This is a genomic window from Streptomyces sp. NBC_01476, from assembly GCF_036227265.1.
Classification (GTDB): domain Bacteria; phylum Actinomycetota; class Actinomycetes; order Streptomycetales; family Streptomycetaceae; genus Actinacidiphila.
In genome coordinates this window covers 7,439,860-7,454,375 of the sequence record NZ_CP109446.1, presented here as the reverse complement: position 1 = coordinate 7,454,375, position 14,516 = coordinate 7,439,860, and the positions used below count along the sequence as shown (strand labels likewise).

Here is a 14,516-nt window from a genome sequence, read left to right as displayed (position 1 = left end):
TCACCTCTTCTCCGTCAGTTTTCCGTCAGTCGGTTGCCCGGCAGGTTCGGCCGGCCGGGCACAGTGCACAGCGCCGGCGTCCTCAAGACGCCGCAGTTCGCCGGGTGTCAGACCGGCGACGCCGGTCAGCACCTCGTAGGTGTGTTCGCCGATCGCCGGCGCCACCGGCCGTACGACCGGCGCGTAGCGCGCGAAGACCATCGGGGACCCCTTCACCGGCGGCCCGTCCCCGGCGAGCGTCACGCCGCGTTCGGCGAACCGCGCGGTCGACGCCCGGTCGCCGGCGGTGAGCACGGGCACCGCCGGCACACCCGCCGCGTGCAGCGCGGCCACCGCCTCGTCCCGGCCCAGCGCGCCGGTGGCGGCGCCGATCAGCGCGTGTGCCTCGGCGCCGTCCCACCACGCGGCCTCACGGCCGGCGAGGTCCGGGCGGCCCAGCCAGCCGGCCAGCGCAGCGCGGTGGTCGTCGGTCGTGCACACCACCGCCACCCAGGTGTCGGCCCCGGCGGCCGGGAAGGTGTCGCGGGGCGCCGCGCCGGGCCGCCGGTTGCCGGTGACCTCCGCGTCGTGCCCGTTGACGACGTAGTCGGCGACCTCCGCGGACAGCGTCCAGCTGACCGCCTCCCGCTGCGACAGGTCGAGTTCGAGGCCGCCCACCCCTTGCTGGACGCAGTACGCGACAGCCGCCGCACCCACCAGGGAGACCAACTGGTCCGGGTAGTTCACCTCGTAGGACGACCAGGTGGGGCCGCGGTCCGGGTAACCGGTCACCGAGGCGAGCCCGGAGAGCAGGTCGAGCGTCGAACCGAACGAGCGGTTGCCGGCCTCCGGGCCGTGCTGGCCCTGGCTCGACAGCGACAGGCACACCAGCGCGGGGTTCTCCGCCCGCAGGGTCGCCGCGTCGATGCCGAGCCGCCGTGTCACCCCCACCCGGAAGTTCTCCACGACGATGTGGGCGTGGCGGGCCAGCCGGCGTACGAGATCACGCCCGGCGGCGGTCTTCAGGTCGATGGCGACGTCCAGCTTCCCGATGTTGTTCGACGGGAAGTACGGCGAGGTCGGTGGTGTCCCGGCGGCCCGCAGCTCGTCCTCGGTCAGCTTCCAGGTGCGGAAGGTGTCCGGCCGGTCGGTCCACTCCACTTTGAGGATCGTCGCGCCGTGGTCGGCCAGCAGCCGGGTCACCGCCGCACCGGCCGTGATGGTCCCGAAGTCCAGGACCACCACGCCCTCCAGTGGCGGGCGGCCGGCGGCCGGCGGCGGGGGGGCCGGCGCCGCGCGCGGCAGCCATGCCGCCTGCGCGCCGGGCTCCTCGGCCGGTGGCTCCCCCGCGTCCCAGCCGAGGCCCGCACCGTGCAGCGGCCCGCCGATCACGGGCACCCGGCCGGCGCGGGCGTCCGGCCCGTCCACCAGGAAGCCGCGGCCGGCCAGTTGCTCCGCATGCGCCAGGTCGGACATCCGGGCCACCCAGCCGAACGGCAGTCCCAGCTCCTGGGCCCGCGCGTAGATCTCCTGCGCGGGCAGCGACGCGGCCCACCGCTCGATGACCGGCCACCAGCGCTCCGGATGGCGCGTGCGCACCGCCTCCTCGGCCAGGTCCGGGGCGCGCAGCGCCGGGTCGCCGATCAGCTCGACCACCGCGGGCCAGTGCCGCGGCAGGAAGATGAACCCGACCCAGCCGTCCGCCGCCCGGACCAGCCGCCAGTCGCCCTGGTCGCGCACCGCGCGGCCCGGGGCGACGCCGGTCATCGACCAGTTGACGTCGCTCTTCCAGTCCATGTACGCGGCCACGTCGCACATCGCGACCTCGACCAGGTCGCCGCCCTGCCCGTGGTCCCGGCGCACCAGCGCCAGCATCGCGCCGAGGAAGCCGGTCACCGCGGCGCAGTACGCCGACTGCTCGCCGCCGAGGCTCAGCGGCGGCCGGCCGGCCTCACCGATCATCGTCGCCAGGCCGCCGTAGCTCTCGGCGAGCAGGCTGTCGGCGGGCAGTTCGCTGTACTCACTGCCGGGGCCGAAGCCGGTGATCCGCACCACGACCAGGTCCGGCCATGTCTCCAGCAGGTGCTCGGGGTCAAGACCCAGCGACCTGGCCCGGTCCGGGGTGGTGTCCAGCACCAGGACGTCCGCTTCGCCGATCAGGTCCCGGGCGCCGGGGAGCAGCCGTCCGTCGGCGCCGACCGCGGCCACGCCGCGCTTGCCGGAGTGGACCGCCACGAACGCCAGGGACACCCCGTCGGCGTTGTACGGCGGCCGGTGCCGCAGCGGGTCGCCGGGCGTCACCGCGCCGCGCACCACATCGTGGCCGAGGCCGGCGAAGAGCCGTCCGCACACCCCGCCGGCGACGCTCTCGCTCAGCTCCAGCACCCGCAACGGGCGCGGAGGCGCCGCCGGCGTCACTGGTCGGCCCCCTGCCCCGGGTGGCGGACGCCGCCGAGGAACCCGTCGAGCGCGTCGACGTGCGACTGCGTGCGGGAGTGGATCTCGGCGTTGACGTACGCGCCGAACTCCAGCGCGGCCCGCCACTCGCTGATCTGCATCGGGATCTGCCAGAGCGCCTTCTTCGACCACTCCAGCGCCACCGGGTCGAACTGCGCGACGCGGTCGGCGAGTTCGGTGGTGCGCTGGTCGAGTTCCGCGGCCGGCACGGCGAGGTTGGCCAGGCCCCAGTCGACGGCGGTGCGGCCGTCGATCCGGTCCGCGGTGAGCACCATCCATGCGGCGCGCTTGGCCGACAGCCGCAGCTGCACGGCCGGGCCGGCCAGCCCCGGGTAGAAACCGAAGCCGATCTCCGGGGTGCCGATCCGGGCGTCCTCGGTCACCACGGCCAGGTCACAGGTGCTGATGAGCGTCGCGCCGCCGCCGAGGGCGTAGCCGGCCACCGAGGCGATGACAATGGCGGGGTGGTGGCGGATGTCCTCCTGGACCATCCGCCAGCTGTGGTTGAGCTCGTCCTCGTCGGCCTGGCTCTTCGTCGCGAGCTGCGAGAGGTCCATGCCGGCGCAGAATGTGCCGCCGGCGCCGGTCAGGACGACCACGCTGGCGTCGCGGCACTCCGCGAGGGCGTCCCGCAGGGCCTGGCGGGCCTCGCGGTCCAGGGCGTTGCGCTTGTGCGGCCGGTTGAGGGTGATCCGGCGGACCCGCTCGGACACCCGGGTGACGACCACCGGGCTCTCGGTGCCGGGCGTCGCCGCCATCACTCGGCCCCGCCGTCCTGCGCGGCCGCGCGCACCTCTTCCTCCAGGATCGGCGCCGCGGTGGTGACCGCGTGGATCCCGAGGACCGCGGCGATCTCCATCACCTCCAGGATCTCCTGGGGTGTGGCGCCGTAGCCGATGGCGTTCTCGATGTGCGCCTTGAGGCCGATGGTGTAGAGGTGTGTGGCCGCGGTGTCGAAGGCGATGTAGACGAGTTCCTTGACCTTCGGCTCCAGCGTGCCGCCGCGCCACGGCACGGAGGAGAACTCGGTGTAGGCGGCGAAGAGTTCGGGATCGAGTTCGAGGATCTCGTCCCAGAACGGGTTCCAGTAGCCGCGGTTGGCGGCGAACTCGGCCTTGATCTCCTCCTGCCGCGAGGTCAGCGGCTCGGGCGCGGTGCGCAGGCCCTTCTCCTCCAGCACCTGCACGAGGATCGGCACACCGATGTTCATGGCGTGGATGCCGAGCGTCGCGCACAGCTCCAGCACTTCCATGATCTGGGCCGGCGGCACACCGAGTTTCAGCGCCGCCCGCACGTGCTGCCGCACACCGGGCAGGTACATGTGCGTCGCGTTCGCGTCGACGGCTATGTAGATCAGTTCCTTCACCTGGGGCGTCAGGTGGTTCTGCCGCCACGGCACGGCGGAGAAGTCGAGGTAGGCGAGGAGGAATTCGGGGTCGAGCCGCAGGATCGCGTCCCAGCTCGGTCCCCACGCCCCGCGTACCTCGATGAACCGCGCCTTGATCTCTTCCTGACGAGCGGTGAGTGTCATGTTGTGCCTTTTCGGATACGAGGGGTGGTCAGACGCCGGCGGGCGGCTCGGCGCGCTTGCGCAGCCAGCGGGCGATCTCGGTGTGGTCGGCGTCGGCGGGCAGCTCCTCGGCGGCCCGGGCCCACAGCGCGAGGGCGTCGGCGCCCAGCCGGCTGGGCATGCCCACCTGCTCGGCCAGACCCACCGCGATCCGCATGTCCTTGAGCATCAGCCGCAGCCCGAAGCCGGAGTCGTACGTCCCGGGCAGTACGAAGCGGGGCCACTTGTTCTCGGTGGAACCGCTGCGCCCGCTGGACGCGTTGACGATCTCCAGTACCTGGGCCGGGTCGAGGCCGAACCGCTCCCCGGCGAGGATCGCCTCGCTGGTGACCAGCAGGTGGGTGGCCGACATCAGGTTGTTGAGCGCCTTCACCGCGTGGCCGCTGCCGACACCACCGGAGCGGTAGATCCGGCCGAACCGTTCCAGCAGTGGCTGGACACGCCGCACGTCGGCGTCCTCGCCGCCGACCATCACCGCCAGTTCCCCGGTGACCGCCCGTGCGACACCGCCGGACACCGGGGCGTCGATCATCACGACCCCGCGGGCGGCGAGCCGTTCGGCCAGGGCGCGGGTACGGGCCGGCTCGGAGGAGCTCATGTCGATGACGGTCACGCCGGGTTCCAGCGCGGCGGCCACCGCCGGGTCGTCCAGTACCGATTCCACGATGCCGGAGTCGGGCAGCATCAAGATGACCGCCGTGGCCCCGGCGACCGCGGCCGGCGCGGAGTCCGCCACCGCGCCGCCGGCGGCGGCGAACGCCTTCCGGGCCGCGGGCCCGACGTCGAACCCGACGGTCCGGATGCCGGCCCCGACCAGGCGGGTCGCCATCGGCAGGCCCATCTTGCCGAGACCGACGAACGTCACCGCGCCGGGTGTCTCACTCGTAGCTGTCTCACTCGTGTCTGTCTCACTCATGGTCGTCGAGCTCCCGCAGCACCTTCTCGGCGACCCGGAAGGACTCCAGCGCCGCCGGCACACCGACGTAGATCGCGGTCTGCAGCAGCACCTCCTGGATCTCGGCGACCGAGGCACCGTTGGTGCGCGCGCCGCGGACGTGGGCGGCCAGTTCGTGCGACCGGTTCAGCGCCGTCAGCATCCCGAGGTTGAGCAGACTGCGGGTCTTGCGGTCGAGCGCCTCGCGGCCCCACACCACGCCCCAGCAGTACTCGGTGACGAGTTCCTGCATGGGGCGGGCGAAGTCGCTCACCTGGCCGAGGGACCGATCGACGTGTTCGGCGCCGAGCACCGCCCGGCGCAGGTCCAGCCCGCGCTCGTAGGTGTCGGCATGTGTCTGGTCTGTCGTCATCGGGGAGTCCTCACTGGTGACGGGAGCCGGCACGCACTGTGCCGGCGACTTCCTCGGCCCACACCGTGGTGCCGAGCGAGATGGCGAGATGGACGAGGTACGAGCCCGGCCCGGCGCCGTGCCAGTGCCGCTCGCCCGGCGGCACCCACACCACGTCACCCGGGCGCAGCTGCTCCACCGGGCCGTCGGCGCTGCGGATCAGCCCCGAGCCGGCCAGGACGTGCAGGATCTGGCCGTGCTCGTGGTGGTGCCAGAAGGTCCGGGCGCCGGGGGCGAAGAAGACCGTGTTGATCGTCACGCCGTCGGTGGCGGGCAGGACCGGGTCGGCCCACACCTGACCGGAGAAGGTGTCGGACTTGGCGGCCGAGTCGGGCTGCTCCACGGAGCGGCCGGGCATGATGATCACGTCTGCCCCCCTTCGGAGTACAGCCGCACACCGCCGGACACATCGCCGATCGCGTCCACCACGGTGTTGCTGATGCGGTCGGCGTAACCGAGTCCGGCGGCGAGCCCGAAGCTGGCCAGCGGTCCGCTCGCGTTGACGGCGGCGACACCGAGACCGGCCGCGAGGTCGGTGTAGAGGGTGACGTCCTTCATCATCAGCGCGTTGGTGAGGCCGCCTTCCAGGTAGTCGCCCGTGATGATCCTGGGGAAACGGTTCAGCGTCGCGAAGTTGACGCCCGAGCTGGCGTTGAGGACGTCGAGCAGCACGGCGAGGTCCAGGCCGGCCTTCTTGCCGGCCACCATCACCTCCGCGGTGGACGCGAGCGCCACCGCGTTGAGGAAGTTGTTCAGGACCTTGGCGGTGTGTCCCGCGCCGCTGGCGCCGCACGGGAAGATCCGCTCCGAGAAGGTGTCGAGCACCGGACGGACCCGCTCCAGCGCCTCGGCGTCACCGCCCACCATCAGCGTCAGCGTGCCCTTGTCGGCGGCGGCCGCGCCGCCGGAGATGCCCGCGTCGAGGTAGGTCGCGCCCTTGGCGGCGAACGCTGCCGCGAGAGCGCGGGTCGACTCCGGTGACGCCGTGCTGAGGTCGACGACCACCTGTCCGGGGCGGGCGTGCGCGAGCACACCGTCCCCGCCGGCCCCGTCGGTCCCGCCCACGACCTTCTCGATGACCTTGCTGTCGGGCAGCGACAACAGGACGGTCTCGCACGCGCCGGCCACCTCGCCGGCGCTGCTCGCGGGCCGGGCGCCGATCTCGGCGGCCAGGCCCTCCCGCACGTCGAAGCCGAGGACGTCCCGGCCGCTCCCGACGAGCCGTTTCACCATCCGCCCGCCCATGTTGCCCAGGCCGATGAATCCGATCTGTCCGCTCATCCGATCTCTCCGTCCGTGCCGGACGGCACCGCGGTGCCGTACAGCGCCTCGTCAAGTTCCTCAGTGGGCCACGCCCCGGCGCCGCCCGAGGGGCGGACGGTGTTGACGACGCTCGCGCCGCCGTCCACCGACACCACCTGGCCGGTCATGTACGCGGCGTCGTCGCTGAGCAGGAACGCCGCCACCGCGGCGATGTCGGCCGGGGTCCCGGCCCGGCGCAGCGGGGTGGTGGATGCCCGCCGCTCCATGTCGTTCTTGCCGCCGACCGCACCGGCCGCCGCGGCGAACAGGTCGGTCGGGACGATGCCCGGCGCGACCGCGTTCACCCGGACCCCGAGCGGGCCGCCGTACAGTGCCGCGCCGCGCAGCAGCCCGAGCGTGGCGTGCTTGGACGTCTGGTACGCGAGCAGATCGGCGCTGCCGGTCAGGCTCGCGATCGAGGCGGTGAGCACGATCGCGCCGCCGCCGCCCTGGGCGTGGAACCGCCGGAACGCGGCCCGCAGCCCGAGGAACTGGCCGCGTACGTTCACCGCCTGCACCCGGTCGAACTCCTCGACCGTCAGCTCGGGCAGCCGGGCGAAGGTGCCGAAGACACCGGCGTTGAGGTGGTAGAGGTCCACCCGTCCGAACGCCTCCACCGCCGCCGCGTCCCAGCGTTCGGTCGCGTCCTCGGCGGCGACGTCGGCGGCGACCGCGATGGCCTGGCCGGGCAGTTCACCGGCCACGCGCCGCGCCGCGTCGGCGTCGATGTCGACGACGACCACGCGGGCGCCCTCCTGCGACAGCCGCAGTGCGCTGCCCCGGCCGAGGCCGTTGCCGGCGCCGGTGACGACGGCGACCCGGCCCTCGAAGCGTCCGCCGCTCATATCCGCGCCCTGCCGATCACGGCGGTCGCGTCACCGAGCGGGCCGCCGTCGCGCCCGAAGCGGTCGAGCGTGGCCGGGTCGTGGCCGCTGACCACGTGGGCGGCGTCGCCGCCGGCGGCCATGGCCTCGATCGTGTCGAAGCCGGCGTACATGCCGACGAGATCGGCGACCGAGACGAACGGCATCGCCTTCTCACCCTCTTCGTAGTAGTGGAGCGCGTCCGAGGCGAGCAGCACCGGCCCGTCGGCGGTCGCGACCCGGACGACGGACTGGCCCGGTGTGTGGCCGCCGACGCGGATGACCTCGATCCCGTCCGCGACGGTGATGCGGTCGTCGAAGAGCACCGCCCGGCCGCCGTCCACCACGCCCTTGAGCTCGGCCAGTTCGGCGTCCTCGACGGAGTGGTGGAACTGCACCCGGCGGCTGTGCGGCCCCGCCCAGAACTCGACCTCGGCCCGCGCCACGACGACCTGGGAGCGGTCGAAGTGGTCGAGGTTGCCGATGTGGTCGTAGTGGGCGTGCGTCACGATCACCGTCGGTGCGTCCGCCGCGTCCACGCCGAGCGCCCTGAACGCCTCGACCGGCTCGATGAGGGTCGTCCGTCCGCGGTTCGCGCCGCCGGCCCGGCTGAAGCCGGTGTCGACGACAAACGTGTGGCGGTCGTTGCGTACGACCCAGAAGAAGTAGTCCATGGCGATGGGTGCGTCCGGCTCGCCGTAGAGCGAGTAGTTGAGGAACACCTCGCTCCGGACGGTGTGCCGCGTCCCGTAACGGACGACGACGACTTCGTACGCGCTCATGAGCGCTCCCGCTTGCCCATGAGCACCGACGAGATGGCACGACGTAGTGTCATATCGCCCCCTTTGGCTTCGATTCCCGCAATCGATCGCCTGACTATATGACTGTCAGACAATTCTGCCAAGAGTCCTGGGAGCGGCTCCTCGACCAGGACCTCCGGGGGTGCCGCCGGAGCGACCGGCGGCGGCCCGCGCGAGGGCCGCCGACGTCGGACGCGACCGCCCGCCCCTCAGCGCATCCGGCCTGGTCACCACCCCTGCGCGACCCGAACGGACGGCGCCGCCCCGGGGTCCGACCGGACGGCGGGGCGGACGCCACGGCAGGCGAAATGGGGCCAATGGGACGCCCTGTGCGTACGGGACAGGGCGTACGCAGGAAGCACCGAGTGGCCGGGGAAGCGAATGCCCCTGCTCACCGTCCGCCGACGGCCGCCCCCCGCCCCGTCCGGCCGGGCCGGACGATCCCAGCCGCCGCTAGCGTTCCCCGGCGGCGTCCAGCCGGACGTCCGCCGGCGACTGCCCGCCGACGGACGGACACCGCAGGAGCAGCCGGCTGAAAGCGGTCGGCCTGGGGCGGTGCGGGAGGAACTCCTTGATCCGCAGGGCACAGTCGCGCGGGCTCGCCGTGCCGGTGTCGCATTCCAGGTCGTAGTCGCCGTGGCTGTGCACCTGTTGGTACTGGGACATGGCGAGACCCGGCGGGCGGTCGCCCCTGGCCCGCTCGCGGCGGACCAGTTCGTCCGGCGGGCAGTGGACGCCGACGAACAGGACGTCCTCGGGCCGCAGCACCGCCAGGCAGTCGGGCAGCCGCCACGGTTCGCTCAGCACGTGGTCGACCACCAGGTCGTTCCCCACGTCGGCCATGGCCGCGATCGAGCGGTGGAAGCCGATCCTGGTCCGCCGCAGTGCGGCGTCGAGTTCCTCCTCCCCGAGCTCCCGCTTGCTGCGCATCGCGTTGAAGCTGTCCACCGCGAGGTGGAAGAGGACGGTGTCGTCGACGACCTCCAGCAGCTCCCGCGCGATGCTCGACTTCCCCGAGCTGGACGTGCCGTTGAGGAAGATGATCCGGCCGGGTCTCATGGCGGTATGGTCACACGGAGCCGCCGCGGCCCCGGGACGTGGCCTGGCGCTTAGTGGATGAGCCTGTCGAGCAGGGGAAAGGTCTCGTACGGCTGACCGTAGTCGCCGAAGTGGCCGTCGTCGCGGATGATCTGGGTGCCGCCGAGCCGCTCGAACATCGCGCGGCCCTGTTTGTCGTCGCAGCCGTAGGGGTCCTGCCGGGAGTTGATGAAGTACAGGTCGCCGGCGTGCGCCGTGATCGCCGCCCAGTCGTAGTCGGGCTGCAGGACCGGTTCTTCCCCGGTGTTGGGCCGGGTCGAGTAACCGGCCACGAGGACGGCCTGGGACACCGTCGTGCCGATGTGTTCCAGCACCGCGAGGAGCAGCGCGGCACCACCCGAGTGCCCCACCAGCACGGTGTTCTCGTCGATGGCGTGGTTGGCCAGCACCTTCGGCAGGAACGTGGCGATGGGTTCGGCATTGAGACCGGGGTAGTGCGGGATCTCCACGGTGTAGCCGCGCTCGGTCAGCCGCCGCCCCAGCCACGGATACCAGGCGACCCCGGGGTTCGCGCCGGTTCCGTGGAAGATGATGGCGTTGCGCCGCACAGGACTGTTCCTCCCCCGGCCCGGTCCGCGGTGAGCCTCTTCCCCGCCGTCGTCCGGAGCCCGGCTGCCCATGTCTACCCACCGGGGCCGGATCTGTCCACCGCCCGGTGCGCCGGGCCCCGGCGGCGGGGCCCGGCGAGGGCGGTCAGTCGTTCTGCGGGAATCCCAGGTTGATGCCGCCGTGGCTCGGGTCGAGCCAGCGGGAGGTGACGACCTTGCCGCGGGTGAAGAAGTGCACCCCTTCGGTCCCGTGGGCGTGGCTGTCGCCGAAGAGGCTGTTCTTCCAGCCGCCGAAGGAGAAGTACGACACGGGTACGGGGATCGGCACGTTGATGCCGATCATGCCGACCTCCACCTCGTGCTGGAAGCGCCGGGCGGCTCCCCCGTCGTTGGTGAAGATGGCCGTGCCGTTGCCGTACGGGTTGGCGTTGATGACGTCCACGCCGTCCGCGTAGGACGCCACGCGGACCACCGACAGCACCGGCCCGAAGATCTCGTCCGTGTAGACGGACATGTCCCGGCCGACGTTGTCGAAGAGGGTCGGCGCCAGGAAGAACCCGTCGCCGTCGGCGTCGAACTCCCCCTTCGTACCGTCGACGACGAGCGTGGCCCCGTCCTTGACCCCGGCGTCGATGTAGGAGGCGACCTTGTCGCGGTGCTGCCGGGTGACGAGCGGGCCCATGTCGCAGGCGCGGGTGCCGTCCCCGGTACGCAGCCGGGACATCCGGTCGGTGATCCTGGCGATGAGGTCGTCGGCGACGGGCTCGACGGCGAGGAGTACCGAGATCGCCATGCAGCGCTCACCGGCCGAGCCGAAGCCCGCGTTGACGGCCGCGTCGGCGGCGAGGTCGAGGTCGGCGTCGGGGAGCACCAGCATGTGGTTCTTCGCCCCGCCGAGCGCCTGGACCCGCTTGCCGTGCGCGGTGCCCGTCTCGTAGACGTACCGGGCGATGGGGGTGGACCCGACGAAGGAGACCGCTTTGACGTCCCCGTGGGTGAGGAGCGCGTCCACGGCTTCCTTGTCGCCGTTGACGACCTGCAGCACCCCGTCGGGCAGCCCGGCCTCCTGCCACAGGGCCGCGATGGCGAGCGCGGCGCTGGGGTCCTTCTCGCTCGGCTTGAGCACCACCGCGTTGCCGCAGGCGATCGCGAGGGGGACGAACCACATCGGGACCATCGCGGGGAAGTTGAACGGCGAGATGACCGCGACGACCCCGAGGCTCTGGCGGATCGAGTAGACGTCGATCGCGGTGGAGGCGTTCTCGGCGAAACCGCCCTTGAGCAGGTGCGGGATTCCGCAGGCGAACTCGGCGACTTCGAGACCGCGGGTGACCTCCCCCACCGCGTCGGAGAGCACCTTGCCGTGCTCTGCCGTGATGAGGGCCGCGACCTCCTCCTTGCGCGCGTTGAGCAGTTCACGGAAGGCGAAGAGCACCTGCGTCCGCTTGGCGAGGGACACATCGCGCCACTGCCGCCAGGCCGCCCCGGCCGAGGTGACCGCGGCACCGACCAGGTCGGCGGAGGCGAGGTCGACCGTCCCGGTCTGTTCTCCGGTGGCCGGGTTGAAGACCGGCCCCGTACGGCCCGCGGTGCCTTCCCAGGCGCGGCCGTCGATGAAGTGGGTGATGCGCCGAGGCTCACTCACGGCTGGCTCCTTCGGTGGTGCGGTCAGGTTCTTGCGTGGGCGGCGCCGGGGTGAGGAGCGGCCGTTGGGTCTCCTTGTGGCGGACGTAGTCCTGGTGGGCGGCCCGCGTCGAGTCGAGGGTGGACACGGCGCTGACCGGGACGTCCCACCAGCTGTCGCTGTCCGGCGCGGACACCAGCGGGTCGGTCTCGACGTGGATGACGACGGGGCCGCCGTCGGCCGGCCATGCCTTCGCCTCGGCGATCGCGGCTTCGAGTCCGGAGCGCGAGTGCACCTCGATCACATGGGCGCCCAGGCTGCGGGCGTTGGCCGCGAGGTCGGTCGGCAGACGGGGACCGTCGAGGCGGCCGTCGGCGGAGCGGTAGCGGTACTGCGTGCCGAAGCGCTGCGAACCGAGGGACTCCGACAGCGACCCGATGGAGTGGAAGCCGTTGTTCTGCACGAGGACGACGATGACCTTGACCCGCTCCTGGACCGCGGTGGCGAGTTCGGTCGGCATCATGAGGTAACCGCCGTCGCCGACCATCGCGAAGACGTCCCGGGTGCTGTCGGCGAGCCGGACGCCGATCGCGGCGGGGATCTCGTAGCCCATGCAGGAGTAGCCGTATTCGACGTGGTACGCCTTGCGGTCCCGGACGCGCCACAGTTTGTGGAGGTCGCCGGGCATCGATCCCGCCGCGCACAGGACCACGTCGCGGGGGTCGGAGTGTTCGTTGACGCAGCCCAGCACGGTGCTCTGGGTCAGCACCCCCGGCGCCAGACGGCTCGTCACCGCCTCGTCCGGGTGGTAGGCCGCCTCGACGGTCGCGTCCCAGGAGGTCCGGAGAGCGGCCTGCTCCTGCTCGTAGGAACCGGGCACGCGGTGCCCTTCGATGGCGGCGGCAAGGGCCGTGAGGGCTTCCCGGCCGTCCGCAACGACCGACAGGCCCGCCTGCTTGCCCGCGTCGAAGGCGGCGACGTTGATGTTCACGAACCGCACACCGGGGTGCTGGAAGGCGGTACGGGAAGCGGTGGTGAAGTCGCTCCACCGCGTGCCGACACCGATGACGACATCGGCGTCCCGGGCGAGGGCGTTGGCGGCGGTGGTGCCGGTCGAGCCGACCGCGCCCATCAGCCGCGGGTGGCCGTGCGGCAGCGATCCCTTGCCTGCCTGGGTCTCGCCGACGGGGATGCCCGTCGCTTCGGCGAACGCGCGCAGGCTCTCCTCGGCGCCGGAGTAGTGGACCCCGCCGCCGGCCACGATCAGCGGCCGCCGGGCGGTGCGCAGGACCTCCGCCGCCGCGGCGATCCGCGCGGTCTCGGCCGGCGGGCGGGCGATGTGCCAGGTCCGCTGGGCGAACAACTCGGCCGGCCAGTCGTGCGCTTCGGCCTGGACGTCCTGTGGCAGGGCGATCGTCACCGCGCCGGTTTCGGCCGGGTCGGTGAGCACCCGCATCGCGCCGAGCAGCGCCGACGGCAACTGCTCGGGCCTGGTGATCCGGTCGAAGAACCGGGACAGCGGCCGGAAGGCGTCATTGACGCTGATGTCGGCGGCGTGGGGCAGCTCCAGTTCCTGGAGTACCGGCGCGCCCACCCGGGTCGCGAAGGTGTCGGACGGCAGCAGCAGCACCGGGATCCGGTTGATCGTCGCCAGGGCCGCGCCGGTCAGCATGTTCGTCGAGCCGGGGCCGATGGAGGCGGTGCAGGCCCATGCTTCGAGGCGGTCCTGCTGCCGCGCGTAGGCGACCGACGTGTGCACCATGGCCTGTTCGTTGCGGGCCAGGATGTACGGCAGCGGCGACCCGCCGCCGGAGTCCTGTTCCATCTGGAGCAGTGCCTGACCGATACCCGCGACGTTCCCGTGGCCGAAGATCCCGAAGACGCCGGCGAAGAACCGCCGGCGTACCCCGTCGCGTTCCGACCACTGGGCGGCGAGGAAGCGGGTCGTCGCCTGGGCCACCGTCAGCCGCACCGTCGCGGTCTGCTCCGTGCTCATACCGTCTCTCCTGAAGCTGGGCCGGACAGCGGAAGCCGCCCGTCGAACGGCTGGTCCCGCCAGGTGTCGCGGACCCACGCGTGGGCGGGGTCGTCGCAGATGAGCCAGGCCCGCTCGGGCCCGGGACCCGCCATGACATTGAGGTAGTAGAGGTGGGCGTCCGGCGCGGCCATCGACGGTCCGTGCCAGCCGTGGGGCACGAGGACGACGTCACCGGTACGCACCTCGGCGAGCACGTCGATCGGCCGGTCGTCACCGGAGGCGTAGACCCGCTGGTAGCCGACCGGGTCGGTGCCGCGCGGGTCGGCCGACCGGGTCTCGAAGTAGTAGATCTCCTCCAGGGCGGTCTCCTCGCCCGGGCGCTCGGCGTCGTGCTTGTGGGGCGGCCACGAACTCCAGTTGCCCGCAGGGGTGATGACCTCGCAGGCGATGATCGCGTCGGCGTCGAGCACCTCGGGGGTGCCGAAGTTGCGCACCTCGCGGGAGGCGGTGCCCGAGCCCCTGAGCTCGACGGGCACCTCCTCTGCGGGGAGGTGGCGGAACGCGCGACCGCCGCCGGTGCCGTCCGGGACCAGCGCGCCGGCCAGCGCGACCCGGGCAGGACCGGCCGCCGGCCGTACGGTGATCCGCGAACGGGCCGGTACGTAGGCGACGTCGGTGGGCCCGGCGAAGACGCCGGGCCGGCCGGCGAGGGTGGCCTCGTGGGTGGTGCCGTCGGGGGTCTCTGCGGTGACGTGCACGCTCCCGGACAGCGGCACGACGACGTGTTCCCAGTCGCCGCCGTCCAGGGCGCGGACGTCCGGTCCGGTCAGGGTCGCCACGCGCAGGCTGGTGTGGTGCCAGCCCTGGCGGGCGTCGGTGACGGCGAGGTCCCAGCCGTCGCCGGCCGCCGTGCCGAGGGGGAGGATCCACCGGGTGTCATCGTTCATGTGC

At 72.5% G+C, this 14,516-nt stretch carries 14 protein-coding genes; all 14 read right to left on the bottom strand.

From position 1 onward, the window contains the following. Entirely contained in the window at positions 1–2,397 is a 2,397-nt protein-coding gene (locus OG552_RS32445; protein ID WP_329139068.1) for a CaiB/BaiF CoA-transferase family protein, read from the bottom strand. Continuing rightward, entirely contained in the window at positions 2,394–3,194 is an 801-nt protein-coding gene (locus tag OG552_RS32440) for an enoyl-CoA hydratase/isomerase family protein (protein WP_329139066.1), read from the bottom strand. Before OG552_RS32440 ends, OG552_RS32445 begins: the two co-directional genes overlap by 4 nt. Continuing rightward, complete coding sequence (locus OG552_RS32435) at positions 3,194–3,967, bottom strand: carboxymuconolactone decarboxylase family protein (RefSeq protein WP_329139064.1); 774 nt, start codon at positions 3,965–3,967, stop codon at positions 3,194–3,196. Before OG552_RS32435 ends, OG552_RS32440 begins: the two co-directional genes overlap by 1 nt. 28 nt (positions 3,968–3,995) lie before the next feature. Further along, the gene (locus OG552_RS32430) at positions 3,996–4,922 is read right to left on the bottom strand and encodes an NAD(P)-dependent oxidoreductase (protein WP_329139062.1); all 927 of its coding nucleotides are present in this window, start codon (positions 4,920–4,922) and stop codon (positions 3,996–3,998) included. After that, positions 4,915–5,313: a carboxymuconolactone decarboxylase family protein gene (locus tag OG552_RS32425; protein ID WP_329139060.1), complete on the bottom strand. Its 399-nt coding sequence runs from the start codon at positions 5,311–5,313 to the stop codon at positions 4,915–4,917. The genes OG552_RS32430 and OG552_RS32425 overlap by 8 nt, the downstream gene beginning before the upstream one ends. Positions 5,314–5,323: 10 nt before the next feature. Next, a complete protein-coding gene (locus tag OG552_RS32420) occupies positions 5,324–5,710 on the bottom strand; it encodes a cupin domain-containing protein (RefSeq protein ID WP_329141317.1) in 387 nt (128 codons plus the stop codon). 5 nt (positions 5,711–5,715) lie between these two features. Beyond that, on the bottom strand, positions 5,716–6,633 hold the full coding sequence (locus tag OG552_RS32415; RefSeq protein WP_329139058.1) for an NAD(P)-dependent oxidoreductase: 918 nt from the start codon (positions 6,631–6,633) through the stop codon (positions 5,716–5,718). Continuing rightward, positions 6,630–7,499, bottom strand: coding sequence for an SDR family NAD(P)-dependent oxidoreductase (locus OG552_RS32410; RefSeq protein WP_329139056.1), 870 nt, complete (start codon positions 7,497–7,499; stop codon positions 6,630–6,632). The genes OG552_RS32415 and OG552_RS32410 overlap by 4 nt, the downstream gene beginning before the upstream one ends. Continuing rightward, positions 7,496–8,299, bottom strand: a complete 804-nt coding sequence (locus tag OG552_RS32405) for an N-acyl homoserine lactonase family protein (RefSeq protein ID WP_329139054.1) — start codon at positions 8,297–8,299, stop codon at positions 7,496–7,498. Before OG552_RS32405 ends, OG552_RS32410 begins: the two co-directional genes overlap by 4 nt. Positions 8,300–8,770: 471 nt before the next feature. After that, positions 8,771–9,376 carry a chloramphenicol phosphotransferase CPT family protein gene (locus tag OG552_RS32400; protein ID WP_329139052.1) on the bottom strand — a complete coding sequence of 202 codons (606 nt, stop codon included), beginning with the start codon at positions 9,374–9,376 and terminating at the stop codon, positions 8,771–8,773. A 50-nt stretch (positions 9,377–9,426) separates the two neighbouring features. Next, entirely contained in the window at positions 9,427–9,963 is a 537-nt protein-coding gene (locus OG552_RS32395; protein ID WP_329139050.1) for an RBBP9/YdeN family alpha/beta hydrolase, read from the bottom strand. Between the two features lie 145 nt (positions 9,964–10,108). Further along, positions 10,109–11,608 (bottom strand): CoA-acylating methylmalonate-semialdehyde dehydrogenase, encoded by a 1,500-nt coding sequence (locus tag OG552_RS32390; RefSeq protein ID WP_329139048.1) that lies wholly within the window; start codon positions 11,606–11,608, stop codon positions 10,109–10,111. Then, on the bottom strand, positions 11,601–13,583 hold the full coding sequence (iolD, locus tag OG552_RS32385; RefSeq protein ID WP_329139046.1) for a 3D-(3,5/4)-trihydroxycyclohexane-1,2-dione acylhydrolase (decyclizing): 1,983 nt from the start codon (positions 13,581–13,583) through the stop codon (positions 11,601–11,603). Before iolD ends, OG552_RS32390 begins: the two co-directional genes overlap by 8 nt. Continuing rightward, positions 13,580–14,512 carry a 5-deoxy-glucuronate isomerase gene (gene iolB, locus OG552_RS32380; RefSeq protein WP_329139044.1) on the bottom strand — a complete coding sequence of 311 codons (933 nt, stop codon included), beginning with the start codon at positions 14,510–14,512 and terminating at the stop codon, positions 13,580–13,582. The genes iolD and iolB overlap by 4 nt, the downstream gene beginning before the upstream one ends. Positions 14,513–14,516 lie beyond the last annotated feature (4 nt).